Here is a 24,693-nt window from a genome sequence, read left to right as displayed (position 1 = left end):
CGGACTCGTGTATGGAAGCGGGAGATCCTTGCGGATTTCGGCAGGCCCCAGTTCCTCTTCGATTGAAGATGACTGGACCGGGCCCAGCCGGCGTCGCAGCCTCGGATTTCCCGCATATACGAAACGCCTCACCTTCACCGTTTCACACAGGATCGCTTCTTCAACATCCTCCATCGGCTCGGCTCACTGAAGGCAAACTGAAAGTCCGCGCCGCCTAACCCGTCCGAGGTCCCCGTATGCAAATGAGTACACCAACGAAAGCGCCCGCGATCACGCCGTTTCTCTGGTTCGACGGCACCGCCGAAGAGGCGGCGGACTTTTACGTCTCCATCTTTCCCAACTCGCGCAAGGTCGGCGAACTGCGCAACACGGGCGATGCGCCAGGTCCGAAGGGCGGCATCCTCACCATCTCGTTCGAACTGAGCGGGCTGCGCTTCACGGGTCTGAACGGCGGCCCGCAGCACACCTTCAATGAAGCCGTGTCCTTTGTGGTGCAATGCGACAATCAGGAAGAGATCGACTACTACTGGTCGAAACTACTTGAGGGCGGAGGGAGCCCCATCGCCTGCGGCTGGCTGAAGGACAAATACGGTCTGCGGTGGCAGATCACGCCCACGCGCATTGGCGAACTGCTGCGGAGCTCGAAGGCCATGCAGGCCATGATGCAGATGACCAAATTCGACATTGCCGAACTGGAGCGCGCGGCGGCTTCCTGACCGCCGGCGCGGCGCCCGTCTCGCATTCCGGGAACATTTCTGGACGCGCCGGTGTCTAACCGGGCCGGACTCCCATGCTCGAACTCCGGCGTGTCTCCAAGCACTTCCCGGGAATTCCCGCGGTCGTACCGGTGAAGCAGGTGCCTGAGGCGGAGCGAGGCCGCAGGCTCGCTCCTGATGCTGCTGAGTTACACCCTGGCAGTGTTCGCAGCTTCGATTTCTTCGGTAAGAATCTCGCAGGCGCGAATGCAGTCCCCGCGGCTTACGTCGCGGTGGGTCACCAGGCGCACCAGCTGCGGCCCAACTGAGCTGACGAGCACGCCGCGTACCTTGAGGCGAGCGATGAGTTCGGCGGGCGGGAACGATGCGGTGAGGCGGAAGATCACGATGTTGGTCTCGACCGTCTCGGGATCGACCTCGACTCCTTCCATGTTGTGAAGCGCTTCAGCCAGCAGGCGCGCGTTGGCGTGGTCTTCCTGCAGGCGCTTCGGCATCTCTGTGAGCGCGATGAGGCCGGCAGCAGCGAGGACTCCGGCCTGCCGCATGCCGCCGCCCAGAGCTTTGCGGAAGATGCGCGCCCTGGCCATATCGTCCGCTGAGCCGACGAGCATGGAGCCGACCGGGGCGCAGAGACCCTTCGACAGGCAGAACATGACAGTGTTGAAGCCGCGCGTGAGGGTGTTCACGTCGATGTTGAGGGCGGCAGCAGCGTTAAAGATGCGGGCGCCGTCAAGGTGCACGGGTAGATTGTGCTCTTTGGCGCCGGCCCACACCTCTTCCATAACCGCGAGGGGCGTAACGCGGCCGCCTGCCATGTTGTGCGTGTTCTCGATCTCAATGGCGCCTGTAGCTGCGCGGAAGCCGCCCCACTTGTAGATCACAGGCTCAATGTCGCGCCAGGCAAGGATGCCGTTCTGCGTGGGCACGGCGCGGATCAGGCAGCCGGAGAATGCGGCGGCGGAAGCCATCTCCCAATCGAGGATGTGGGCTTTGGCTTCGCAGATGATCTCCTGGCCGGGCTGGGTATGCAGGCGTAGCGCAATCTGGTTTCCCATCGTCCCAGTGGGCACAAAGAGCGCGTCTTCACGGCCGAAGGTCTCGGCGGCGCGCTTCTCGAGGAGATTGATCGTGGGGTCTTCCTGATACACGTCGTCGCCCACTTCGGCCGCAGCCATGGCCGCGCGCATCTCGAGGGTGGGGCGGGTTACGGTGTCGGACCGGAGGTCGATGAGGTCAAGTTGTTCAGGCACTGCAAGTCCTTTCCGTTCTAGTTTCCAGTTCGCGGTCCGTAGTTCACAGTTTTACTTTCGCAGTTCCTGGTGCGTCGTGATTTACCGCCCGGCAACCGGGAGGCGCCAGCGGCTGCGAACTGTTCCTACCGGATCTGATTCATCGGCAATTCCATCACGGGAGTCGCTTTGCCGTTGATGAGGGCATACGCCCAGAGCCCATGAAAGCTTTGACGCAGGACGGGCTGCGCCTTGAGAAACGCGCTCATGACGGCGGTGGCCTCGGTGCGCTGGGCCGCGGGGTCGGTAACCCCGGTGCTTTCGTAGTTGATCCCCAGATCTGCCTCACGCAGCGAGGCGTCGAAGTGCACATTGTCGATTTTGAAACTGCGGTCGCCCGCGTTCACGGAGTACGGAAAGGCGGGAGCGTTCTTGATAGCCGCCTGCTCCTGGTCGAGTTTTTCAAGGTTCGGCGACGAGATGAAATCCACAGGCAGCAGAAGGTAGCGCGCCGCCTGGTAGGCGAAGTATGCGGCCCAGGGCGAGTCGGCCCGTGCCAGTTCGCGGGCGCGTTGCCAGTACCAAACTCCATCGTGGCCGCCGAGCATGGCGGGGCGGATGAACACGCCGCCCAACTTCCAGGCGTTGCCATCGAGGCCGAGGATGAACGTGACCTGGGCGACGATGCCCGGAGCGGAACCGCCGGCGGCAGCGCCCATCACGTACGACTGAATGACGGCGTATTTGCCGGGCGGCAGATTGCCCAGCGTGATAGTGACGGTCATGGAGCCCTCGGTATTGGAGCAGAAGAACTGGGTGTCGGAGGCCGCGGTGTTGGCGCTGGCATCCAGCAGGTACATGGCATTGATCTGGGGCTGGCCTCCCTTGACAGCGGGAGCGCCCTGCTCGACGGCCCCTCGGATGGAATCCCATTGCTGGGCCACGGCGGGCAGCAGAGCAGCCTGAAGTGTGCCGGGATCCTGCTGAATCACCGCCACACTCAGGCGCTGGGCGGCTGTGGCGAGGGTGTCGCGGTCAGCAGCCTGCATCTCTGCCTGGGACGTGCAAGTGGCCGCCTGAGTGGCCGAAGGCGCGAGAAATCCGCACAGCAAACCGCATGAAATGAGGGCCGGGGCCCATTGCTTCGAGAGGCGCATGGACAAACTCTCCACCCCGAAAAACCGGGGCCATGTTGAACAAAACCAAGGCCTGTTGTGAGCGTTTACGGGCCACTGCTAGTCTAGTACATGGATAGACGCTCGTTTCCGGCCGGGCGGGAGAGCCGGTTTGATGCTTGAGTGGATGAGGAGAACGAAGGCTTCAGGCGGCGCGGGAAACCGCGCCTTGCGCACGCTTGCGGCATTCGCCGGAGCGCTTGCAATGGGATCGGCGCTGTGGGCGCAGACGGCCCCCGCAAGCGGAGCATCGAAGCCGCACCGCACCCACAAGCCGCGAGCAGCGCAGCCCGTGATTGCGACTCCTCCGGCTGAAGCCGCTCCGCCGCAGGCCGAGGCACCAAAATGGCCCGCGAACGAAGCGCCCAGCCAGCCCAGGGTTACCTGGAACAGCCAGGGTTTGTTGATTCAGGCCTCCAACTCCAGCCTCAGCCAGATTCTGAATGCAGTTTCGACGCAGACCGGCGCCAAGATTGAAGGCGCGAACGGCGATGAGCGGGTGTTTGGCGATTATGGTCCGGGGACGGCGCGCGATGTGCTTTCCCAGCTTCTGCGCGGGTCGAAGTACAACTTCCTCATGCTGGGCGACCAAGGCCAGGGAACGCCGCGGCAGGTGATCCTCACGGCGCGGCGGACGGGCGGCGGCAGCAATCAAAACCACCCTGGAACCGCGCAGCAGGATCCCCAGGAAGTTCAGCAGGACGAGGAGCCACCCGAGCAGCCCGAGCCACCACCGGAAGAGCCGCCGCAGCCCATTCAGCCCCAGCCGCAGCAAGTGCCGCCTCCCGGCGAGCAGATGACGCCGGAGCAGCGGATGCAGTTGATGCAGCAGCAGCGCCTGCAGCAGATGCAGCAGCTCCAGCAGCAGTATCAGCAACAACAACAGCAGCAACCACAGCAGCAGCCGCAGTAACCGGACCTGGGCCTTCAGCCCTCAGCTTTCACTCTTCAGAGGCAAGCTGCTTCAGGGCGCGGCGCGCAGCAAACTCGCGCGGCGATGGGATGGGCGTGAGATTGCGGCCGGCAAACAGATCTTCGAAAAGCCGGGTGAGTTCTTCGTGGATCAGGCCGTTGGAGGCCAGCACTTCCCTGCTGTTGAGCTGAAACGGCCCGCTGCTGAAATCCGTAACGCGGCCACCGGACTCCTGCAGCAGAAGCACGCCGGCGGCGGTATCCCACGGGTTCAGATGAAATTCCCAGAATGCTTCGAAACGTCCGCAGGCCACGTAGGCAAGGTCGAGGGCGGCTGAGCCGGCGCGCCGCACGCCATGCGAGCGCAGGGTGAACTCCTGGTAGAAGTGGATGTTGGGACTGTCGTGTCGCTTGCGGCTGGGGAAGCCGGTGGCGACAAGCGACTCGGCCAGGTCGGGCACACGGGAGACGTGAATGGGGCGGCCGTTGAGGCTTGCGCCCTGGCCACGCTCCGCGGTGAAAAGCTCATCGAGCATGGGGTTGTAGATCACGCCCGCTACGAGCTGGCCGTCCTGATCGGCGGCGAGACCGGGCGTTCGATGCTCGAGCCCCATGGACACGCAGAAATGCGGAATGCCATGCGCGAAGTTGGTGGTGCCGTCGAGCGGATCGACATACCAGCGGTACTGCTGGTCGAGGCGCTCGCGCGTGCCTTCCTCACCGTACATGCCGTGATCCGGGAAAGACTCGGCAAGACGCGTGCGGATGAGCTTCTCGACGGTACGATCGGCGACGGTGACCAGATCGACATCACCCTTGTACTCGGTTGCGACGCCCTGGGCGAGGAATTCGCGCAGGCGTTCTCCGGCTTCTCGGGCGATTGCAGAGGCTTTGGGAACCCACTCGAGCTGGGTTGCGGAATTGTTCACAGGGCCGGACCAGCTGGCGAGTGAGCAGCCGTAGCCGCCTCGAGCGGGCTGCGGCGTTTGTTGGCCTCTGTGATGGTGCGGATCTGATGCTTGTAGATGAAGAGATTCGGCTTGCCTTCGCGGGTGAGGCGAAGCATGCCGTCATCAAAGTACTCGATCCACCCTTTCACCGTTTCGCCGTCGCGCAGTTTGACCGTGACGGGGATTTTGCGCTCGCTGAGGGATTTCAGGTAGAGCGCTTCCTGCCCGGTTTCGCCAGGCGGAGGTGTCTTGGAACGGCGGCGGTTCGGCAGAGGTGGAGTCATATTGCCATTTTAGATGCCGCGCGGAGCAGAAATCGACGCATGTTGTTTCGACTTCCGCCGCGGAGAACGATTGCCGGTCGCTTATTTGCCCCTGGGGCCGGTGGGGAAGTTTTTAGAGAGATCCTGAATGATGCCGTCGGACTGATTTCCGCCTTTGCAGGAGGGATGGCCGAAGCCGCTCTGGCTCACGCCGTTGTTGAAGTCGAGGATCAGGTTGTCATTGTGATCGGGGCTGGGACCCATGGGCACGGCATCGAGATGCAGTTCATGGCGGACCTTCCAGGCGATCACGTGATCGGTGCAGGAGGTGTCGCCACTAAGGCCCAGGGCGCCGACGATCTTGCCGTCGCTGGAGTAGAGCGGAAGGCCCCCGGCGAAGACAATGATGCCGCCAATGGCGAGGCCGATCATGGGATCAGTGGGCGTGCCGAAGGTGGTGGGGTTGCCGAAAACGGCGAGCGGGTTGGGGGGGGCCGAAGTTGCGAGGCTGTAGAGGCTCTGGCCTGGTTGTGCGGCTGCATACACGTTGGCTGTGGAGAGCGCGTAGTCGCGGCCGCTGAGGGCGTTCGCGGTGTTGGCTTTTTCCGCGGCGATAACCCGGCTGCCGGGCCACTGATCGGAGCGCGTGTTACCGCTGAACACGATGGCGCACACCTGGCCGTCCCGATTGACGATAGCCGCCCACTCCTGGTTTCCCATGCCGCCGTTTTTCGAGGCGCCTTCTCTCACCACGCTCTGCACCACGGAGCGCAGACGCTGCGCATCGGGCAGGCCGGGGCAGTCGGGTTTGGTCTGGGCAAGGACAGGCGCGGCGAGGAGAGGCGCGGCAAGCAGGCCTGCATGGAGCAGGAATGCGAGGTGAAGGGTGTGCAGTCGGAATCCAGCGTACATGGGGTTCTCCTGAAGGTTTATTGAAGCTGGCGGAGATACGCGACGAGGTCGGCCAGTTGCTCGCCAGTGAAGTGCGTGAGGTCAGGCATCTCCGCCTCGGGTTTGAGTGACTGCGCGTGGGTAATCCACGCTTCAAGCCAGGCGTCGTTGTTCTTGTAGTAATTGGCCGCGATCATCTGCCGGCTCCCAATGTGGGTGAGGTCGGGCGCGACCGATCCCCCTGCCGGCGTACCGCGCACGGTGTGACACATGGAGCACGGGCCGGCAAGAAAGATCTGCCGGCCGGCTTTGGCTGCGTCTGTGGCTGGCTCGGCTCCAGGCCGGCGCTGCGCATTGAGCCACGCTTCGTACTCGTCGGGCGGCTGGGCAATGGCCAGGATGCGCATGCGCGCGTGCTCCGCACCGCAGTACTCGGCGCACTGGCCCTGGTATTCGCCGGGCTCGGAGGCTTCAAGGCGCACATAGTTTGGCTGGCCGGGAATCAAGTCGACCTTGCCATGCAGTTGCGGAACCCAGAACGAATGCATGACATCGCGCGTTTCCAGGCGGATGTTCACGGGCTGACCGACCGGCAGGTGGAGTTCGTTGGCAGTGGTGACTTCTTTGGAATGATCGTCGTCGAGGTAGTGAATCTCCCACCACCACTGGTGCCCGACGATGAGAATGTCAGGCTTCATGCTGTGAGCCATCGTGTGGTGATTCGAGTCGCCATGCATGCCGTGAATGGGAAACGCGCGGAGCAGGTCGAGGCCCCATACAAAAAGGATGCTGAGCACAACGAGGGGAATGGCGAGGCCGCCGACCGCAATCCACATTTCGCCGCCGCCGGCATCAATAGGCGCGTGTTCGGTCAAATCGCCGCGCCGGCGATAAAACGCGTACGCAAACAGAAGCCACATGATGGCGGAAATGACAATAAACATCACTGTCATGAACGTCTCAAGGTGGGAGATCTGATTGGCTGCGGGCCCGTGCACGTCGAACGACGATTCCAGCGTGTGGCAGCCCGTCAGCGCAATCGCGCCGGCGATGCTTGCGGTGACACCGAGGCAACGGCGCAGCATCAGTGCCTCTCCGCGTGGCTGGTTTGCTGGGCCTTGCCGGGCTTCTCTTCCTGCTGCGGATCAGGCACCTGCTCATGTGCAGGTTCAACCGGCGGGTCAGGCTCCTCAGGCGTGCCCATCGTCTTGATATAAGACACGAGTTCCCATATCTGCTGCTCGGGAATCTTGGTGCCCCACGCGGGCATGCCGCGGGAGCGGCCGTGCGCGATGGTGTCAAAGATCTGGTCGTCGCGATTGCCATAGAGCCAGACGGGGTCGCGCAGGCTGGGCCCCATGCCGCCGCCGGCGTGGCCTCCGTGGCAGCCGGAGCAGTTGTACCAGTTGAAGAGCCGGCGGCCGTCCTGCAGTGCAACGGCATCATGGGTGTAAGGGCTGGTAGGGTAATGAACGTTTTGCACGCCACCTGGAATGGGGCCAACAGGGTTATCTGTAATTGCCTGGCCGTTAACCGAAACGGAATTCGAGTTGGAGGATCGGCGGCACCCGGCAGCACACACCAGGAGCGATCCGGCAAGCACGAGTACGCTGATGCCCTTCATTGAGTCCTCCCCACTTCACCTCCCGCGCGGGCGGCCTGAACCGGGCGCTCTGCTGGCGGAATGCCGTAGTTTTTGAGGATGCGATCGATGTCGGCTTGCCTGCGATCGAGTTCATGATCGAGCAGGTCGCGCCAGCCCGCGTCTCGCTCACGCACGCCAATGCCGATGTCGAACTGGAAGGGGATGTCGGGGTGCTTCGAGTCCGCCTCAATAGGCGTGATGCTCAGCGGCACAGACGCGTTGCGGCTGAAGTAGCCGCCCAGCGGACCCCAGACGATTGCCACATCGACCTTGCCGTCCTCAAGCGCGTGAATCACATCGGCGGGAGGATTTTTCTCATTGAGATTGCCGAAGATGCTATAGCCCACCAGGTTTTTGACGATGCCGCGGCGGATGAGCGCGTGCACGGGGGGCGTGCTGTCATTGGCATCGCCAAGAATATGAACGCCGATGCGGACAGTGCGCAGGCGCGGATCGTCGAGCGAGGTGATGTCAAGATGATCCGATCGCCGCGTGATGAAGACGTACGTGGAGCGATAGTAGGGCTTGGTGGTTGCCGCTTCATCAAACCCGGTGGGAACACCCATGACAATGTCGCAGAGGCAGCTGTTGAGCGTGCGCTTGAAAAACTTCTCGCCCTGACGGAACCAGAGGTATTCGACGTTCATATTGAAGTCTTTGGCGATGAGATCGGCGATCTGGTTTTCAAATCCCTGCTTCTGTTCGTTGGAGTAGGGCAGGTTGTTGGGGTCCGCGCACACACGGAGGGTATGCGGCAGGGCGGGCGTAGCGGCCTGGGCAGGCGCCTGCTGGGCGCAGGCGCCTGCAATCATCAAAATCGCCAGGAACCTAGAGACCGAAGACATAGAGCAGGTCTCCTGGCGGGCTGAGGGTTTTGATTTTCTTCATGGCCCCGACCGTCCCGAGCGCTGCATAGGGATCGTCGGTCGAGACCTCGGGCAGCGCAGTTGCGCCCATCCATCCGCCCACGCCCGAATAGATGGCAACGTATTGCTTGCCGTCAGGGCCGGTGAACGTCATGGGATTGCCGACGATGCCCGACGGCGTTTTGAACTGCCACAAAATCTTGCCGCTGTGCGCATCCAGCGCGCGGAACCAGCCGTCCATGGTGCCGTAGAAAACAACGTCGCCGCCGGTGGAGAGCACCCCGCTGTAGACCGGCAGGTCAGGCTCCTTGACGCCCCACACCTTCTTGCCCTGCGCAACGTCCCAGGCTACAAGTTCGCCCTGGTAGCCGCCCGGCCCGGGATACATGCGCACGCTGGCGCCAAGATAAGGCGTGCCCGCGATGTAATTCACAGCGGTCCCCATGTAATCCATGCAGGTGTTGTGCGCGGGAATGTAGAGCAGCCCGGTGCGCGGCGAAAACGAAGACGGGATGAAGTCCTTGGCGCCGGTGGACGAAGGACAGATGTCCTTGGTGTATTTGCCGAAGTGCGTCTCCTTCTCTTTCACTTCGATGGGCTGCCCGGTCTTGAGGTCGTAGCTGGTGGCCCAGTTCACTGGCTCAAACTGCGAGGCCGACAGCACTTCGCCGGTTTGACGATCGACGACGAACATGAAGCCGTTGCGGCCGGGATGAATGAGCAGCTTGCGCATCTGCCCCTTCCAGGGCATGTCGACAAGAATGTTCTCCATGATCTCGTCGTAGTCCCACTCATCATGCGGGCTGATTTGCCAGGCCCACCTGGCCATGCCGGTGTCGGCGTCGCGCGCGAAGAGGGTGACGGTCCACTTGTTGTCGCCGGGGCGCATGTCAGGGTTCCACGGGCCGGGGTTGCCGGTGCCGTAGTAAATGAGATTGGATTCCGGATCGTATGAGACCCAGCCCCAGATGGTGCCGCCGCCGGTCTTCCACTGGCCGGGCGTCCAAGTTTTGAGGCCCTGATCTTTGCCCTGCTGCTCATGCGCATAGAACGGCTTGAAGTCGGAGCCGATGCGCACGTCTTCATCCGATCCCGTGCTGTAGGCGATCCAGTCGATCTTGCCGGTTTTCACGTCGAGCGCGGTGAGCTTGCCGCGCACGCCGAGTTCGCCGCCGCTGTTGCCCACGTAGACTTTGTCCTTCACCACGATCGGCGCCATCGTGGTCGTTTCGCCGTAATGAATATCGCCCACCTGGGTGCGCCATGCTTCATGCCCGTTCTCGGCATCCACGGCGACTACGTGCGCGTCAAGCAGCGCGTAGATAATCTTTCCGTCAGCAAAACTCGCGCCGCGATTGACCACGTCACAACACGCAACGCCCTGCGATGCCACTTCGGGGTGCGGTTCGTACTTCCACTTCAACGGAAAGTTCGGCTTGCTGAGGTCATAGGCGAGAAGATTGTTGGGATAAGGCGTGACCATGTAAAGCGTGGCGCCAACGACGAGCGGGCCGCCTTCGTGGCCGTGCGGAATGCCATCCGTCATGTTCGCCACAACGTGCAGGTTGTGCACATTACCCGTATTGATCTGCGCGAGAGGACTGTAGCGAAGATTGCCGTAATCGCCGGCAGGCATGGTCCATTGCCCATTGGCCAGAGGCGACACCGGATGGAAGTTCGGCAACGCGCCGGGAATGTCCGTCGTCATGCCGCTGCCTTGTTCTTTCTGTGCTATTCCAGCACCGGCCGCAACGATAACAACTGCCATGGTTGCGCGCCGGAGGATTGGAATCAGTCGATCCATGATGTTCCTTCCCTTCCCCTCAGGGTGTAGAGATAGGCTGCGATATCGTTGGCCTCATCCTGGGTAACTCCCAGTTCAGGCATGGCCGTTTTTGGTTCAACCTCTCGCGGGTGCTGGATCCAGCGGGTTAGATTGGGCGGCGTGTTGGGCAGTTCGCCCGCAATCATGGTGCGCTGGCTGAGGTTGAGCAGCGGCGGCCCGACTTTGCCGCGCGCGCCGCGCACGCCGGGGATCATGTGACAGGCGCCGCAGCCATAGTTGGAAATGAGCTGGCGGCCGTGCTCGGAGTTACCCAGGTTGGCGACGCTCACCTCGCGCGTGGTCTTACCGTCGTTACATCCTGCCATGGCGACACAGAAGGCAATCCAGGCAAGCCCGGCGATACCGAAGCGGGCGTTCATCGCGCCCTCCAGCAGAGATCGAGGAACAGCGGCGGCAAAGCAAGCCAGAGAATACCCATTCCCATGGTGATGGCGACGATGACGCCGCCGATGGCCAGGAACTCGCGACGCTCCACCCCCTCGGCATCGAGCAGGGCCCGATGCGCCGACAGGTACCGCCACGTGCGATAGGAGGTAAAGCCGGCCCACACGGTGACAGCGAGCAGAGCCACGGCAAGCGCGAAGTAGAGAATACGCGCGCCGGGATGCGACGGGGGAATGCCGTAGTCCTCCTGCACCATGCACGCGCGCCACGTGATGACAAGGTCCGCGCAGCCCAGCAGCACCCACGCGATGGCCGCGCTGACAGTGCCGAACCAGAGCCGCCGCGGCGGCACGGGCTTGCCTTCGCGCAGGCTGAGGTTCTGCTCAGTGGTGGACATGCATATACCTCTGCAGGTTTGGAATGATGTAGAGCAGCAGCACAATAAAGACCCACACCGCGTCGACGAAGTGCCAATACATGCCGACGGTGGTGTAGGGTTTGTGCGGGGTGCGAGCCGTGGGCCCGTAGCGCGGCATCACTCCCACGTACATCAGCAGCAGCAGCCCCGCGATCACGTGCAGAGCATGCAGGCTGGTAATGGCGTAAAAAATCGAGCCGTACGAGTCGCTGTAGGGGGTCGTGTCCTTCCACTCCACTGCGTACTCAAAACCCTGCAGCGCCAGAAACCCGAGCCCCATAAGGACGGTTACCCAGAGGGCGATGCGTGCGGCTGTAAATCCACCCTTCTTGACCTGGTGCTCACCCCACATGAGCACAGCGCTGCTGGCCAGCAGGATGACCATGAGAATCAGGGCCAGCCACCACTTTGGCGCCACGAGGTCTGCCCAGCGATCCTTGTTCGAGCCCAGGTAGTAGTAGGCCGCAAACATGGTGACGAACAGCATGGACTCCGTCGCGATCACGCACCACATGCCATGCATGCCGCGTTTCTGATCCAGGGGGAGCGTGGCAAGGCTTACGCGCGGAGGAGGAATCTGAACGGTGCTCATTCGATCACCACCTCCTCTTTGGTGCGCGGCCACATCCAGAAGCAGCCGATGAGCAGCGTGAGGATGAGCGCTGACAGCGTCCACCACATCATCTGGTAGATGATGGCGAGAAAGAACCCAAACAGAGCCAGGCTCATGAGCAAGGGCGCGAGGGAGTCCTCGGGGATGGTGGCGACCCCTACGGGTATGGCATCGAGCACGGTGCTTGTCGGTGTCAGCCGACCCCAGTCGAGTACGCGATCGTTTTCGGGATCCTCTTCCTCGTCAAAGTCGTCCCATAACGGATGGCGTGTAGCGACGAGGGGGATGTGCTCTGAGCCGTAGGCCTTGGGCGGGGAGCTGGTCGACCACTCCAGTGTGTCGGCGTTCCAGGGGTTTTCGCCGGCGCGCGCGCCACTCTTCATGCTGTAAAAGAAGTTGCAAATACTGATGAGAACTCCGATACCGAACAGGAACGCGCCGAAGGTGATGAGCTCATTCATGCCGTCGAATCCGACGCCTTGGGGATAGGTATAGATGCGGCGCACCATGCCCAGCAGGCCCACGTTCTGCATGGGGAAGAAACCCAGGTTGAAGCCGATGAACATGACCCAGAAGCTGAGCTTTCCAATCTTCTCGTTCATCATGCGGCCCGACATCTTGGGAATCCAGTAATAGAAGCCGGCAAAGACCGGGAATACGTTCGATCCGATCAGCACATAATGAATGTGCCCGACAACGAAGTAGGTATTGTGAGCCTGCCAGTCCACCGGAATCACGCCGGTGAAGACTCCGCTGAGGCCGCCGATGACGAGCAGCACAATGGAACCCACGGCGTAATACATGGCCGTGGTCGCGACGGGCCGGCCCTTCCAGATGGTGGCCAGCCATGCAAACACCTGGATGGTGGTGAAGATGCTCACCGTCATGCTGCCGGCTGAGAAGATGCTCATGGCGATGTCAGACATGCCGGTAGTGAACATATGGTGCAGCCACACGCCGAAGCCCACCACGCCGGTGAGAAACGTGGCGATGGCCACAAACGGATAGCCCACGATGGGCCGCCGCGAAAACACCGGCACAATCATCGACAACATGCCGGTTGCGGGCAGGAAGATGATGTAGACCCAGGGATGGCCGAAGAACCAGAAAAGCTGCTGCCAGAGAAACGTGCTGCCGCCATCGGCGATGCCGAAGAAGTGCGTGCCCCAGCGCCGATCGAGTTCGAGGAAGATGCAGTCAGCGGTGAGCGCCGGCAGCGCGAACAGCGTCACAAACGAGATGGTTCCGGTGCTGTAAAGGAACAGGGGCATGCGGCTGATGGCCATGCCGGGCGCGCGCATACGCAGAATGGTGACAATGAAATTGATGGCCCCGCCCGTCGTAGAAATAGTGAGGAAGATCAGCGCGGCAGCGTAGAAGTCGAGCCCCATGCCGGGAGAAAACTCGGTCAGCGTGTAAGGCACGTAGGCAAACCAGCCGGCATGCGGAGCCTGCCCGAGGAAGGGCGAGATATAGAGGAAGAGGCCTGACAGCAGAAACATCCAGTAGGTGAACGCGTTGAGCCGCGGGAACGCCATATCGCGCGCGCCGATCATCAGGGGAACAAGGAAGACAGCAAAGCCGGAGAGAATGGGCTGCGCGTACCAGAAGATCATCGTCATGCCATGCATGGTGAAGATCTGGTTGTATTGCTCGGGCGTCAGGACTGACATGTCCGAGTGAAACAACTGAATGCGCATCAGGAGCGCTTCAAGGCCGCCGAGGATGAGAAACGAGAATGCCGTTACCAGGTAGCGGATGCCGAGGGTTTTGTGATCGACAGTGGCAAACCACCCGTAAACGGTTTTGGGCGACTCCCATAATGTCGTGAGGCGACTTATTGTGGTCGTGCTCGAAGCCATTCGACGTCCCTTATCGCTTACTCAGAACGGCAGGCTTAGAACGGCGCTAGCCCGCAGGTTGTCAGAGGGTACGCCGGATAAATTGCTGTCCCCTGGCGTACTCTCCCCAAGATGCGGGTGTGTTTCGGCGAGTTGTCCGTTTCACGATGTGAGAAGGATGCGAATTTCTTCTGACCGGAGCCCCCCGGCCTCCTACACCGCCACGGGACGCACCTTGCGGCGCTGACGCCAGGTGAGCACGGGCCGCGCCAGCAGCAGCACGATAACCGCGACGGTGAACGGCAGCGGAAGCAGCACACCCGTCTTCACCTGCCACCAGTAGTGAATGACACCGCAGAGGGCAGCCGCATAGACGAGCTTGTGCAGAAGATTCCAGCGCTTGCCGCCGAGCTTGCGAATGGCCCAGTTGGTCGACGTGAGAGCGAGCGGGATCAGAAGCAGATATGCGGTAACGCCCATAGTGATGAAGCGCCGCTTGGCTATGTCCTCAAGCATGGACTGCACGCTGAATCCCGCATACAGCCCGACATAGGCCAGCATGTGAACCGTGGCATAGAAGAACGCAAACAGGCCGATGAGGCGGCGGAACTTGATCAGCCAGCTCAGGCGCGGCGAGACCCGGCGCAGGGGGGTGATGCCCAGGCCAATGGTCAAAAGCATCAGTGTGGTGTAGCCCGTGGTGAGTTCGATATGCGCGGTCGGATCAGCGCCCAGCGTATTGTTGACCGCGCCCCAGGCGAGCACCGCGAAAGGCCACAGGCAGGCGATCCAAGCCAGAGTCTTGAGCAGGACAAGATTTGATTTCTTCATCGATCAATGCCGCCTAGTAGTTCTTGCGCAGATCCATGCCGTTGTAGAGCGAGGCCACCTGCTCGCCGTATCCGTTGAACATGAGCGTGGTGCGGCGCTGCGCATAGAACGGCTGCCCGATGCGCCGCTCCGTCTTCTGGCTCCAGCGCGGATGGTCCACAGTCGGGTTCACGTTTGAATAGAATCCATACTCTCGCGCGTTCTGCTGCTGCCACGTGGTCCCGGGCTGCTTGTCAACAAAGCGCACCTTGACGATCGATTTCGCTGACTTGAAGCCGTACTTCCACGGCACCACGATGCGCACAGGCGCGCCGTTCTGGTTCGGCAGCACATCCCCGTACAGGCCGAAGGTAAGCAGCGTCAGCGGATTCATGGCTTCATCCATGCGCAGGCCTTCGGAGTAAGGCCAGAAGATCGACGTCTCCTGCGTGCCCCACTTGTCGATCTTCTTGTCATAGAACGTGAGGAACTGCACGTATTTCGCGGTGCTCAGCGGCTCACAGTCCTTGATGAACTCCGAAAGCGAATAGCCCACCCAGGGAATCACCATGCTCCACGCCTCGACGCAGCGGTGGCGATAGACGCGGTCCTCCAGCGGCCGAAACTTCAGCAGCGTATCGATGTCATAGGTCTTCGGCTTCTTGACCAGCCCGTCCACCTGTACCGCCCAAGGCCGGGTAGGCAGGATTCCGGCATTCTGCGCGGGCTTGTCTTTCTCCACGCCGAATTCGTAATAGTTGTTGTAATGCGTGATGTCCTGGAGGCTGGTGAGCTGCTCGCCGCTGGTGCTGAGCGGGCTCTTTACAGTCTGCAGTTTCGTATCTGCGAACACGCGCGCCGAGGGCGAGATCAGATCAACCAGACGGTCAGCGCCCAGCAGGGCAGCACCCGCCCCCAGGCCGCTTGCCACCGCCCCCCGCAGGAAGCGCCGACGATTGATGTACTCATCTTTGGGCGTGATGGCGGAAGAGGGGAACTCGGACGGTTTGCGGATGAGCATGGGCGACCTCGTGGGGAAGTACAGCTTCTATTAAATACCTACGCGCGGAATTTGACTTTGGATTTGTTGCGGATCGGGCTGATTGGGCTATGGAGATGGAGGGCTGTGGAACGGCCACTCTCGCAGTCCCCTGGCCCGAACCAGATAGATGATGGTTCCTGACAAGCCGATCCCTCCCGCCACGGCGAACCCCATGAACGCGTTGGGGCGATAGATGAGCAAGTAGACAAACCCTGCCATGGCCGCCAGGGGCGGCAGCGGAAACAGCGGCATGCGGAACGGCCGAGGCAGATCCGGCCGCTGCACACGGAGCAGCATCACCCCCGCCTGCTGCAACAAGAATTGCAGGAGGATGCGGGTGATGACCAGCATCGTAATCACCTGTGAGAGCGACAGGAAACAGAAACACGCAGCCACCAGCCCCAGCGCCACCAGAGAACGGTGCGGAATGTGGTGCCTGGGATGGACGGCGTCAAGGAAGCGGAAATAGTTGCCATCGCGCGCCGCGGCGTAGGGCACGCGGGAGTAGCCCAGCAGCAGCGAGAACACGGAGGCGAAAGCTGTCCACATCACCAGGGCGGCCATCAATGCGCCGGCCCAGGTTCCGAAGGCGGATTGAGAAATGTCCGCCACCAGTTGCAGCCGGGATGCCGCTTGCGTGAGCGCCCGGCCGGCGCCCGTTGCCGCGTCGTGCACAGCAGGAAGCGCTGCCAGATTCATGACCACATACATGGCGGAGACCAGAACCACCGACAGCAGAATCGCGCGCGGAATGGTCTTCTCCGGCTGTCGTACTTCACTGCCGAGGAACGTGATGTTGTAGTAGCCCCAGTAATCGTACGTGGTGATCAGCGTAGCCTGGGCCAGGCCGCTGGCCGCCAGCGCAGCCGAAACGCCCGGCGAAGTGGGCATGTGCCAGCCCCCGGTAGCGGCCGCGTGCACAAAGCCCGACGTGATAACACCGGCGATGGCCGCCATTACGCCTGCAAACAGGATCCATGCCAGCCCGGTAACGATGCTGAGGCGGCGATAGAGCATCCACGTGACCAGAAGGCACGCTGCCGCGGCGGCGAAGTTGCCGTAGTGCAGTTGAGGCAGTGCTGCGAAGGGCGCGTGATCGAAGCCCGGCCAGAACCAGGCCAGAAAGCTCGAGAGCCCGATGCATCCTGAAGCGATCGACAGCGGCGCCGAGAAGCTCAACTGCCACACATAGAGGAAGCCTAGCCAGTTTCCAGCGCGGTCGGGGCCATAGATCTCGCGCAGAAAGGCATAGGAACCGCCCGCGCGCGGAAAGGCGGCTCCCAGCTCCGCCCACACCAGGCCGTCGGCCACGGCAATGGCCGCGCCCAGCAGCCATGCCCACGTGGAAAGACGAAACCCCGCTGCCGCAATCACCAGCGGCAGCGTGATGAACGGACCCACTCCGATCATCTCCAGCATGTTGAAAAGCACCGCGGAGCGCAGCCCGATGCGGCGCTCGAGGTGGGGTGCGTTGTCAGGAGATGAAGAGGCGGTGAGCACGTGCGATTCCCTCGGGTTCTCTGGCGGATTGTACACTGAGCGCAGCTATGTTCATGGGCGCAAAGGCAGGCAAGACGGCGGCTTCATCAACCACAACAAGCATCATTACAGCCATTCTTCTGGGCGCTTTTCTGCGGATGGAAGCGCTGGCACAAGCTCCGGACCCCTCGGTGGTCTCGTTCGCGGAGCCCAGTGCCATCGCCTTGCCGCTGCCGGAAGACCGCGGTGCGAGCGCGCTCGAACAGGCGCTGAAGCGGCTGCACACAACAGCCAGCGTCATGATGATCGTGGCCCATCCGGATGACGAAGACGGACCGCTGCTGACCTATCTGAGCCGGGGGCTTGGGGTGCGCTGCGTCCTGTACACGCTGACCCGCGGCGAAGGCGGACAGAACGTGATGTCGGCGGACACCTACGATGCACTTGGCGTCATCCGCACCAATGAGTTGCTTGCCGCCGATGAATATTACGGCGCGAAGCAGTTGTGGGGCACCGAGGCAGACTTCGGTTTCTCCAAGACCCAGGAAGAAGCCTTCTCGCGCTGGGGACACGAGCGCGTGCTCTACGACGCCGTACTCGCGGTGCGTCGCGAACGGCCGCAGGTGATCGTGGCAACGTTTGTGGGCGCCGTGAGCGATGGCCACGGCCAGCACCAGGTATCAGGCGAGATTGCCCAGGAGGTGTTCAAGGCGGCGGGCGATCCCAAGGTCTTCCCTGAGCAGTTGAAAGACGGGCTTGAGCCATGGCAGCCGCTGGCTGTCTACGGCATGGTTCCGTTCGCGCCCATCAACGACAAGGGCATGATGTTCGATTACGCGACCGGCAAGTGGGCGCCGGCCCAGTTCCGCAATTACGTCACAGGCGAGATCGTGAAGGGCGCTCTCTCCACCGATGCCACCATGGAGGTGGGCAAGCGCGATTCCCTTCTGGGCCGCAGTTACACGCAGATCGCGCGCCAGGGATGGGGCGAGCAGCGATCCCAGAACGGCGGAGCCAACCCCACGCTCAGCGATCCGGGAACCGCGAGTTATCACCTCTGGGCAGTTGCACCACCGGCGGCTGTCGACAACGAGGGCTCCGCGAAGAATCTTTTTCAGAACCACTCGGTGCTCATCGACACCCGCATCGTAGGCCTGGCGCAGCTTGTGTCAGGGCAGAAGCCGGCCTGGCTTCTGGAAGGTCTGCGAACCATGCAGGCGGAACTGGACGCGTTCGAAAACCAGCGCCGTGCCCGGGCTGAACTGGAAAATGCGCGGAGCCTCGCGCAGATTTACAAGCGCGCCATCGACCTGCGCACGCGCGTCGCCGACAGCAAGGAGATGACCGCATCGTCTCGCGCCGGCCTGCTGCTTGAGCTCGACGCGAAACAGATCCAGTTTCAGAACGCGCTCCAGGAACTGCTGGGCATCGACGTGATCGGGTTTCGCACCAAAGAAGCCAAGGTATCGGGCGGCGGTTTCCGCGGCAACTCAGCCGATGAGACATCGGACACAGTCTCTCCCGGTGAGGCGTTCAACGTGCGGGTTCACACCGCGGCAAGTTCCGCCGATGCCCACCTGAACAAAATATCGTTCGACGCGGAAGGCGGCGCGTCATGGCAGCAAGGCGATGCGCTCAGCACAGCAGGCACCCCGCCTTATTCCGATAGCATCTTCAAGCTGCAAGTACCGGAGAGCGCGCGGCCAACACAGCCTTTCTTCACCCGGCCTTCGATCGAGCAGCCCTACTACAACATCAGCAATGAGAACTGGCGCGAGCGCTCCTTCGCGCCGTGGCCGGTCAGTGCCACAGCCGAATTCACATTCGACGGCGTCCCCGTTCGCGTAAGCGAGGTGGTGCAGAGCCTGCAACGCGTCTCCGGCCGCGGGGGCTTTTACCAGCCTCTGGTGGTCGCTCCGGCGGTGGGCGTGAGCGTCACGCCGGAAGCCCGCATTCTGCCCCTCGATGGCGGCGCCCTCCCGGTGAAAGTGATGGTGCATACAGAGCGCGCAGCCGAAGGCACAGTGAAGCTCAAGCTGCCCGCGGGTTGGAAGTGCGATCCCGCAGAGGCGCAGTTTCATCGCACGGATGCCGGCGATTCCGCGCCGATCATGTTTTCAGTCCGGCCGGAAGATGGGCAAGCGAACGCGGATGGCACTTTCACCGTGCAAGCCATCGCGCAATCAGGCGGCCGCGACTACAACAGCGGCTGGCGCAGCGTTGGTTATGCGGGTCTCCGCCCTTACAACATCTATCGCGATTCGGTCCTGGAAACGCGGCGCGTCAACGTGAAGCTCGCTCCGGGGCTTCGCATCGGCTACGTGATGGGCCCGGGGGATCTGGTGCCGGACGCTATCGAGGCAATGGGCGTCACTCCTCACCTGCTCACCGCGGACGAACTCGCTTCCGACCTGTCGCAGTGGAACGTAATCGTGATCGGGATTCGCGCCTATGCCACGCGCCCGGAGCTCACCGCGGTTCAGCCGCGCCTCGACGAATATGTCCGCAACGGCGGTACGTTGATTGTTCAGTACCAGAGCGCGACCTTCCCCGCCCCTCTGCCGCTCTCGCTGGGCCGCATACCCGAGCGAGTGGTCAACGAGGAATCCCCGGTCAAGCTGGTCAACCCTGATAACGCGGTTCTCACCTCGCCGAATCGCATCACCTCGGCGGATTTTGACGGATGGGTAGAAGAGCGCGGCCACTCCTTTCTCAGCACCTGGGATCCCGCCTATACACCGCTCACGGAGACGGCCGATGACGGACAGGATCCGCAACGCGGAGGACTTGTCGTAGCCCATCCCGGCAAGGGTACATACGTGTATGTTGCCTACGCACTTTACCGGCAGCTTCCGGAATTGGTGCCGGGCGCGTACCGGCTGCTCGCCAATCTGCTGAGCGCCGGCGCGGCGTCGCCGGCAACTTCTCCGCGATAAAAAACGCAGCCTGGAACACACTTGCCGTTCGCCGCTGAAATGGTGTTCGGCCCGCCTTTGTGAACACACGAAGAATTTCTTCCACTGCTGCCTAAGTGCCTCAAAACTCCAGCATTTGGCCTCGTTAAAACTGTGTGAATTCGTCAAATATTCATCTGCATTTGAGAAGCTTTGATTCGGAACCAGGCCAGGGATAAGGCGCTTCACACGCGATCTTCCAGGCTCCAGGTCTGCATTTGCCCAGGCGTCGCCTGCAACACCGCAACTTCGCGGGGCACCGAACTCATCGCGCTCGCCGGGGGGTGAGCGCACTCAACTAGCAATTGGAATTGACGGAGAAGAGAGGCCAAATGAACTCACGTCTCAAGGCGGCTGCCGCACTCGTATTGGCAGCCTGTGTCGCCGGCTCGTCCTATGCGAGCGATGCCACACCGCCCGCCAAAAAAACTCACCGCAAGGCTGCCCCCAAAGGTCCCAGCGTTGACGACCAGATCCAATCGCTGCGCCAGGACTTGCAAAACCAGATCAATGAACTCAAGTCTGATCTGGCCAGCAAGGATGCCCAGCTGAAACAGGCACAGCAACAGGCCGCGGATGCGCAAGCTGCTGCAGCTCGCGCCCAGGATGCCGCCAACACCCAGCAACAGGCCGTCACGGAAAACCAGACTGCGGTGAACTCGCTTCAGTCTACGGTTACCGACCTCAAGGCCAACGCGTCCTCGCTGGCTGTGACAGTGTCCGACGAGAATGCCAAGATCAAGCAGCAGATAACGAGCCCGGATGCCATTTACTTCAAGGGCATCACCCTCTCTCCCACTGGCAGCTTCCTGGCGGCGGAAACCGTGTGGCGCCAGGGCGCAACAGGCGGCGATATCAACACCGCGTTCACCGGCGTTCCGCTTGATCACGCCGATGCCGCCCAACTGAGCGAGTTCCAGGGGACAGGCCGGCAGTCGCGTCTTGCCCTGAAAGCGACCGGCAAACTGGCAAGCGCCACACTCACCGGCTACTACGAAATGGACTGGCTGGGCACCGGCATCACGTCGAACAATAACCAATCCAATAGTTATGTGCTGCGTATGCGGCAGCTCTGGGCAGATGCTCGCTTCACCAACGGCTGGGACTTCTCCGCCGGCCAGGGCTGGTCTCTCGCGACGGAAACCACCAAGGGCCTGCAGCGCACCAGTGAAATTCTGCCCTCCGTTATCGACCCGCAATACACCGCTGGCTTTGTCTGGACCCGCCAGTACGGCGCGCGTGTCACCAAGGACTTTGGGAACAAGTTCTTTGTGGGTATCTCAGCCGAGAATGCTGAGACTCTGAATCCGGCCGGCGCCAATTTGCCCACCAACCTCCTCATCGGCTCCCCGGGTGTAGGCGGCGGTCTGTACAACTCGACGGCTAACTACTCCTTCAACCTGACGCCCGACTTCGTCGCCAAGCTCGCGGTTGAACCCGGATGGGGCCACTGGGAAGCTTTCGGCATCGGCCGCAGCTTCCGTGACCGCATCTATCCAACTGCCGCCGGCGCAACGCCCTATAACGACACGGTCTGGGGCGGTGGAATCGGCGGTGGCTTCCGCGGTCCGCTCGCAAGCAAGAAAGTATCCATCGGACTCAAGGGCCTTTGGGGCCAGGGTGTCGGCCGCTACGGTTCGTCCACCATTGCAGACGTAACCCTGCGTCCGGATGCCACCATCTCTCCGCTGCACGGATTCTCAGCGCTGAGCACGTTGGAATTCACGCCCACGCCGCGTCTGACAGCGTATCTCAACTACGGCGCCGACTATATCGGTCGTAACTGGGCGGTTGATCCGGCGACCGGAAAGAAAGTCGGCTACGGCACCTACGATGTAGACATGTCCGGCTGCAATGTTGAGTCAACCACCGGCGGAGCCTTCAGCCCCAGCACCCCGTCGGGCTGCAAGGCCAACAACAAGGACGTGCAGGAATTCACGGCCGGTTACTCCTACAACCTCTACAAAGGACCCAAGGGCACTTTCCGCTACGGTCTGCAGTACGCTCTGTTCCGGCGTGATCTCTGGTCGGGCAACGGCGGGACAACCAACCCCGGCAATGGAGCCAAGGGCACAGACAACATGTTCTGGACCCAGGTTCGTTACTACCTCCCTTAGTCACTCTGTTGCAACCAACGCAAAAGGGCAGCCCGCGCGGGCTGCCCTTTTGCGTTGCCTGTTCTGTGTTTTGCCGGTTCTCGTCTCAGGGAATGATCGGCTCTCCTGTCGATCGGAAAGCTACGCCGCCGAGCGCCGTACCGGAGGCCAGCACTTCGCGCAATCGATCGGGATTTGCGCCGCCCTGCCCAACAGCGATCCGCAGCATCTGAATCGCCGCGGAAACGCGGGTTTCCGCCGGCATCCTGAATATCCACGGAACATTGGTCGAAGTGAGCGTCTTGTCATCGCTCATGGCAATGACGGGCACAAACACCTTAAGCGCCAATTGCTCCGAGAGGTGCGCCGCGTCCCGATCGAGCGCCACGATGGCTACGGGGTGTTCGTTCATCAGGCGCTGGACGAGCTGGGTCGACGCGGCGCCCCAATTCTGCTTGCTGTCGATGGCGAGGAGTTTCCAGTCCTTCCCGCCGCCTGCAACACTGAGCGCTGATTGCACCTCGGCCGATTGCGCGAGCTCGGCGGCGTGGGGTCCGAAGAGGACCACGCGAACTTCGTCACTCTGATCCTGCCCGCGGCCCGGCCCTGCATAGCTCACGCCCTCTTCGCCCACACGCGCATAGGGTAGCGGGGTCGCAGCCGCGGATCCCGCCTGCGGTTGCGCAGATTGCTTTTCCAACGGCATCAGCCGGTATGAGATCGCGCCCTGGTGCACGGTGGCCAGGTACATGGGCGCCACATTTTTCTGATTCGGGTCGAACACCATGTGTCCGGTAACCCCGTCATAGGAATCAATGTTCGCTAAGGCGTCATGGATGCGTGCGCGGTTGAGCCCGGCCTTGCAGATCGATTCCAGCAGAGCATTCATGGCGTCATAGGCCAGGGCTGCAAATTGCTCGGCAGGCTCGTGGAACTGCACTTCAAACCGCTGCTGAAAGCCAATCCACTTCGGGTCATTGCGCGTGGGGTCATAAGGAAACACTGCCTCAAAACCCTCTGCCGCCTCGCCGGCCTGGGCCAGCAGTTCCGGCCCCAGCGTGCGGTATGCGCCAAACACGCGCTGCTTCAGGCCGAGTGCGCGCATCTGCTTGAGAATACCCGCGGTCGGCGCTTCGTCCGCCCACAATACAATCGCATCCGCGCGCGAAGACTGAATCACCTTCAGGGCGCGCGCGAAGTCCATATCGCCCGGCATGAACTTTTGCTCAATGACGATGGGGTGGCCGAGCCTTCGCGAAGCATCGCGCAGCTTCAGTACACCGAATCGTCCGTAGCGATTGTTAACGCGAAGGATCGCAACCCGCTTCAATCCCAACTCCGTGAAGATGCGCCGCGCCAGCGTATAACACTGCACACGATCGTCCTGCAAGTCAGTGAAGTACCACGGAATGTAAGTCTCCGGAATGGTGGGGTCAGTCGAGGCGGAGTTCACAACCGGGATCTCTGCGCGCAGCGCCACACGAATGGCAATATGCGTCGACTCCGAACTGATCGATCCGAAGATCGCCCAGTCCTGATCGTCGTAAACCATCTTCACGGCTTCATTCGAGGCCGAGCCCCAGATAGTGGGATCGGTGGGCCGGTCTTCGCCATAAACCGCCTTCGCCTGCCAGTTGTCATAGTCATTGTGGAGCATGAGGCGGAACGGCTTTCCGCCGTAACCGCCGCTCGCGTTCCACTCATCCACCGCAAGCTGCGCGCCGTGCAGCATGCGCAGCCCGAATGCCTGATCAGGGTTGTGCTCAATGGGACCGAAGAAGCCAATGCGCACTTCCTTCAGGTCTTTCGGCTCCGGCGCATCGCGCCCCGCGCCTGAGTAGATGTTCGGATGGATGTAGTTGTAGTCGTATGGAGCCGCGAATTTGGCGTAGGGACTCATATCCGCGGGCTCACCCGCATACGGTGTCACCACGCGATCTTTCGGCGGCCCTGGCGGATGCGCGCCGCATGGACATACGTGCGCATCCTGAGCCGGCGCGCTCCATGCCATCAGGGCGCATGCTGCAACCAACATCCATGCCTTCGGGTTCACAGCCTTACTCCTTGGTGTTTGTGCGATCCGTCAGAAACATTGCAATGGCTTCAATCTCGATAAGCAACTCGGGCCGGCAAAGGTGCGCCTGAATGCCCGTCGAAGCCGGCAGCGGATCGAGCCCCTGCTCCGCGAAAAACTTGGTGCGCTCCTCGTTGAACACGTCGTAGTCACGATCGATGTCGCGCAGATAGCAAGTGGTCCGCACCATGTCCTTCCATGTGCATCCCTCGCTTGCCAGCAGCCCGGTGATGTTGTCGTAGGTTCTGCGCAACTGCGCGCGGAAGTCGCCGATGTGGACGCTTTGTCCCTGCTCATCAATCGATGCCGTGCCGGAGATCAGCAGGATGGTGACTCCGTTCAGGTCGATGCGCATGCCCCGCGAGAACGAACTCGGCTTGGCATAGGCGTACGCCTCATTGAGTACACCGTGATTGGTCATCGCCCGCATTTGGATGGGCGCGTGCGCAATGGTCTCCAGTACTTCAGCAAAAGTGCTCATGATTTCTC

22 protein-coding genes are annotated in these 24,693 nt (G+C 61.7%); 4 read left to right on the top strand and 18 right to left on the bottom strand.

What is annotated here, in order from left to right; translation table 11 throughout:
* The first annotated feature begins 242 nt into the window (after window positions 1-242).
* Window positions 243-716, top strand: coding sequence for a VOC family protein (locus VGL22_RS05065; protein ID WP_465265806.1), 474 nt, complete (start codon window positions 243-245; stop codon window positions 714-716).
* A 188-nt stretch (window positions 717-904) separates the two neighbouring features.
* Here the strand turns inward: VGL22_RS05065 and VGL22_RS05060 are convergent, their stop codons facing one another.
* Together VGL22_RS05060 and VGL22_RS05055 are read right to left on the bottom strand one after the other, a co-directional pair.
* Window positions 905-1,966, bottom strand: coding sequence for a threonine aldolase family protein (locus VGL22_RS05060; RefSeq protein ID WP_465265805.1), 1,062 nt, complete (start codon window positions 1,964-1,966; stop codon window positions 905-907).
* Window positions 1,967-2,091: 125 nt separating this feature from the next.
* Window positions 2,092-3,102 carry a hypothetical protein gene (locus VGL22_RS05055; protein WP_465265804.1) on the bottom strand — a complete coding sequence of 337 codons (1,011 nt, stop codon included), beginning with the start codon at window positions 3,100-3,102 and terminating at the stop codon, window positions 2,092-2,094.
* 145 nt (window positions 3,103-3,247) lie between these two features.
* Between VGL22_RS05055 and VGL22_RS05050 the strand changes: the two genes are divergently transcribed.
* Complete coding sequence (locus VGL22_RS05050) at window positions 3,248-4,033, top strand: hypothetical protein (RefSeq protein WP_465265803.1); 786 nt, start codon at window positions 3,248-3,250, stop codon at window positions 4,031-4,033.
* A 28-nt stretch (window positions 4,034-4,061) separates the two neighbouring features.
* On the opposite strand, the gene VGL22_RS05045 is transcribed toward VGL22_RS05050, so the two are convergent.
* The 14 genes from VGL22_RS05045 to VGL22_RS04980 all read right to left on the bottom strand — a co-directional run bounded on the left by VGL22_RS05045 (window position 4,062) and on the right by VGL22_RS04980 (window position 17,101).
* Window positions 4,062-4,961, bottom strand: a complete 900-nt coding sequence (locus tag VGL22_RS05045; RefSeq protein ID WP_465265802.1) for an inositol monophosphatase family protein — start codon at window positions 4,959-4,961, stop codon at window positions 4,062-4,064.
* Window positions 4,958-5,266: an RNA chaperone Hfq gene (locus VGL22_RS05040; RefSeq protein WP_465265801.1), complete on the bottom strand. Its 309-nt coding sequence runs from the start codon at window positions 5,264-5,266 to the stop codon at window positions 4,958-4,960. The genes VGL22_RS05045 and VGL22_RS05040 overlap by 4 nt, the downstream gene beginning before the upstream one ends.
* A gap of 81 nt (window positions 5,267-5,347) precedes the next feature.
* Window positions 5,348-6,157: a GlcG/HbpS family heme-binding protein gene (locus VGL22_RS05035; RefSeq protein ID WP_465265800.1), complete on the bottom strand. Its 810-nt coding sequence runs from the start codon at window positions 6,155-6,157 to the stop codon at window positions 5,348-5,350.
* 17 nt (window positions 6,158-6,174) lie between these two features.
* A complete protein-coding gene (gene coxB, locus VGL22_RS05030) occupies window positions 6,175-7,221 on the bottom strand; it encodes a cytochrome c oxidase subunit II (RefSeq protein ID WP_465265799.1) in 1,047 nt (348 codons plus the stop codon).
* Window positions 7,221-7,760, bottom strand: a complete 540-nt coding sequence (locus VGL22_RS05025) for a c-type cytochrome (RefSeq protein WP_465265798.1) — start codon at window positions 7,758-7,760, stop codon at window positions 7,221-7,223. Before VGL22_RS05025 ends, coxB begins: the two co-directional genes overlap by 1 nt.
* Entirely contained in the window at window positions 7,757-8,626 is an 870-nt protein-coding gene (locus tag VGL22_RS05020; protein ID WP_465265797.1) for a substrate-binding domain-containing protein, read from the bottom strand. Before VGL22_RS05020 ends, VGL22_RS05025 begins: the two co-directional genes overlap by 4 nt.
* On the bottom strand, window positions 8,610-10,451 hold the full coding sequence (locus VGL22_RS05015; RefSeq protein ID WP_465265796.1) for a PQQ-dependent dehydrogenase, methanol/ethanol family: 1,842 nt from the start codon (window positions 10,449-10,451) through the stop codon (window positions 8,610-8,612). The genes VGL22_RS05020 and VGL22_RS05015 overlap by 17 nt, the downstream gene beginning before the upstream one ends.
* Window positions 10,439-10,852: a c-type cytochrome gene (locus VGL22_RS05010; RefSeq protein WP_465265795.1), complete on the bottom strand. Its 414-nt coding sequence runs from the start codon at window positions 10,850-10,852 to the stop codon at window positions 10,439-10,441. The genes VGL22_RS05015 and VGL22_RS05010 overlap by 13 nt, the downstream gene beginning before the upstream one ends.
* Window positions 10,849-11,274, bottom strand: coding sequence for a hypothetical protein (locus VGL22_RS05005; RefSeq protein WP_465265794.1), 426 nt, complete (start codon window positions 11,272-11,274; stop codon window positions 10,849-10,851). Before VGL22_RS05005 ends, VGL22_RS05010 begins: the two co-directional genes overlap by 4 nt.
* Window positions 11,261-11,887, bottom strand: a complete 627-nt coding sequence (locus VGL22_RS05000) for a cytochrome c oxidase subunit 3 (protein WP_465265793.1) — start codon at window positions 11,885-11,887, stop codon at window positions 11,261-11,263. The genes VGL22_RS05005 and VGL22_RS05000 overlap by 14 nt, the downstream gene beginning before the upstream one ends.
* Window positions 11,884-13,770 (bottom strand): cytochrome c oxidase subunit I, encoded by a 1,887-nt coding sequence (locus VGL22_RS04995; protein ID WP_465265792.1) that lies wholly within the window; start codon window positions 13,768-13,770, stop codon window positions 11,884-11,886. The genes VGL22_RS05000 and VGL22_RS04995 overlap by 4 nt, the downstream gene beginning before the upstream one ends.
* A 192-nt stretch (window positions 13,771-13,962) precedes the next feature.
* Window positions 13,963-14,580, bottom strand: a complete 618-nt coding sequence (locus VGL22_RS04990; protein ID WP_465265791.1) for a protein-methionine-sulfoxide reductase heme-binding subunit MsrQ — start codon at window positions 14,578-14,580, stop codon at window positions 13,963-13,965.
* 13 nt (window positions 14,581-14,593) lie between these two features.
* On the bottom strand, window positions 14,594-15,580 hold the full coding sequence (msrP, locus tag VGL22_RS04985; protein WP_465265790.1) for a protein-methionine-sulfoxide reductase catalytic subunit MsrP: 987 nt from the start codon (window positions 15,578-15,580) through the stop codon (window positions 14,594-14,596).
* 87 nt (window positions 15,581-15,667) lie between these two features.
* Entirely contained in the window at window positions 15,668-17,101 is a 1,434-nt protein-coding gene (locus VGL22_RS04980) for an APC family permease (RefSeq protein ID WP_465265789.1), read from the bottom strand.
* Window positions 17,102-17,154: 53 nt separating this feature from the next.
* Here VGL22_RS04980 and VGL22_RS04975 point away from each other — a divergent pair, with 53 nt between their 5' ends.
* Together VGL22_RS04975 and VGL22_RS04970 are read left to right on the top strand one after the other, a co-directional pair.
* Entirely contained in the window at window positions 17,155-20,016 is a 2,862-nt protein-coding gene (locus VGL22_RS04975) for a PIG-L family deacetylase (protein WP_465265788.1), read from the top strand.
* Window positions 20,017-20,366: 350 nt separating this feature from the next.
* Window positions 20,367-22,151, top strand: a complete 1,785-nt coding sequence (locus VGL22_RS04970) for a hypothetical protein (RefSeq protein WP_465265787.1) — start codon at window positions 20,367-20,369, stop codon at window positions 22,149-22,151.
* Between the two features lie 85 nt (window positions 22,152-22,236).
* On the opposite strand, the gene VGL22_RS04965 is transcribed toward VGL22_RS04970, so the two are convergent.
* On the bottom strand, window positions 22,237-24,165 hold the full coding sequence (locus tag VGL22_RS04965) for an ABC transporter substrate-binding protein (RefSeq protein WP_465265786.1): 1,929 nt from the start codon (window positions 24,163-24,165) through the stop codon (window positions 22,237-22,239).
* A gap of 22 nt (window positions 24,166-24,187) precedes the next feature.
* Complete coding sequence (locus tag VGL22_RS04960) at window positions 24,188-24,685, bottom strand: Rid family hydrolase (protein WP_465265785.1); 498 nt, start codon at window positions 24,683-24,685, stop codon at window positions 24,188-24,190.
* Window positions 24,686-24,693: the final 8 nt, after the last annotated feature.

This window comes from Occallatibacter sp., from assembly GCF_036502485.1.
Taxonomy (GTDB): domain Bacteria; phylum Acidobacteriota; class Terriglobia; order Terriglobales; family Acidobacteriaceae; genus Telmatobacter.
The sequence above is the reverse complement of the archived record's forward strand: the minus strand, read 5'-3'. Positions and strand labels throughout refer to the sequence as shown.

Bases quoted from the DNA above. Each gene is read 5' to 3' on its own strand.
- VGL22_RS05065 (WP_465265806.1), top strand. From the start codon at position 243: ATGAGTACACCAACGAAAGCGCCCGCGATCACGCCGTTTCTCTGGTTC.
- VGL22_RS05055 (WP_465265804.1), bottom strand. From the start codon at position 3,102: ATGCGCCTCTCGAAGCAATGGGCCCCGGCCCTCATTTCATGCGGTTTG.
- VGL22_RS05050 (WP_465265803.1), top strand. From the start codon at position 3,248: ATGAGGAGAACGAAGGCTTCAGGCGGCGCGGGAAACCGCGCCTTGCGC.
- VGL22_RS05040 (WP_465265801.1), bottom strand. From the start codon at position 5,266: ATGACTCCACCTCTGCCGAACCGCCGCCGTTCCAAGACACCTCCGCCT.
- VGL22_RS05035 (WP_465265800.1), bottom strand. From the start codon at position 6,157: ATGTACGCTGGATTCCGACTGCACACCCTTCACCTCGCATTCCTGCTC.
- coxB (WP_465265799.1), bottom strand. From the start codon at position 7,221: ATGCTGCGCCGTTGCCTCGGTGTCACCGCAAGCATCGCCGGCGCGATT.
- VGL22_RS05025 (WP_465265798.1), bottom strand. From the start codon at position 7,760: ATGAAGGGCATCAGCGTACTCGTGCTTGCCGGATCGCTCCTGGTGTGT.
- VGL22_RS05020 (WP_465265797.1), bottom strand. From the start codon at position 8,626: ATGTCTTCGGTCTCTAGGTTCCTGGCGATTTTGATGATTGCAGGCGCC.
- VGL22_RS05015 (WP_465265796.1), bottom strand. From the start codon at position 10,451: ATGGATCGACTGATTCCAATCCTCCGGCGCGCAACCATGGCAGTTGTT.
- VGL22_RS05010 (WP_465265795.1), bottom strand. From the start codon at position 10,852: ATGAACGCCCGCTTCGGTATCGCCGGGCTTGCCTGGATTGCCTTCTGT.
- VGL22_RS05005 (WP_465265794.1), bottom strand. From the start codon at position 11,274: ATGTCCACCACTGAGCAGAACCTCAGCCTGCGCGAAGGCAAGCCCGTG.
- VGL22_RS05000 (WP_465265793.1), bottom strand. From the start codon at position 11,887: ATGAGCACCGTTCAGATTCCTCCTCCGCGCGTAAGCCTTGCCACGCTC.
- VGL22_RS04995 (WP_465265792.1), bottom strand. From the start codon at position 13,770: ATGGCTTCGAGCACGACCACAATAAGTCGCCTCACGACATTATGGGAG.
- VGL22_RS04990 (WP_465265791.1), bottom strand. From the start codon at position 14,580: ATGAAGAAATCAAATCTTGTCCTGCTCAAGACTCTGGCTTGGATCGCC.
- msrP (WP_465265790.1), bottom strand. From the start codon at position 15,580: ATGCTCATCCGCAAACCGTCCGAGTTCCCCTCTTCCGCCATCACGCCC.
- VGL22_RS04975 (WP_465265788.1), top strand. From the start codon at position 17,155: ATGGGCGCAAAGGCAGGCAAGACGGCGGCTTCATCAACCACAACAAGC.
- VGL22_RS04970 (WP_465265787.1), top strand. From the start codon at position 20,367: ATGAACTCACGTCTCAAGGCGGCTGCCGCACTCGTATTGGCAGCCTGT.
- VGL22_RS04965 (WP_465265786.1), bottom strand. From the start codon at position 24,165: ATGTTGGTTGCAGCATGCGCCCTGATGGCATGGAGCGCGCCGGCTCAG.
- VGL22_RS04960 (WP_465265785.1), bottom strand. From the start codon at position 24,685: ATGAGCACTTTTGCTGAAGTACTGGAGACCATTGCGCACGCGCCCATC.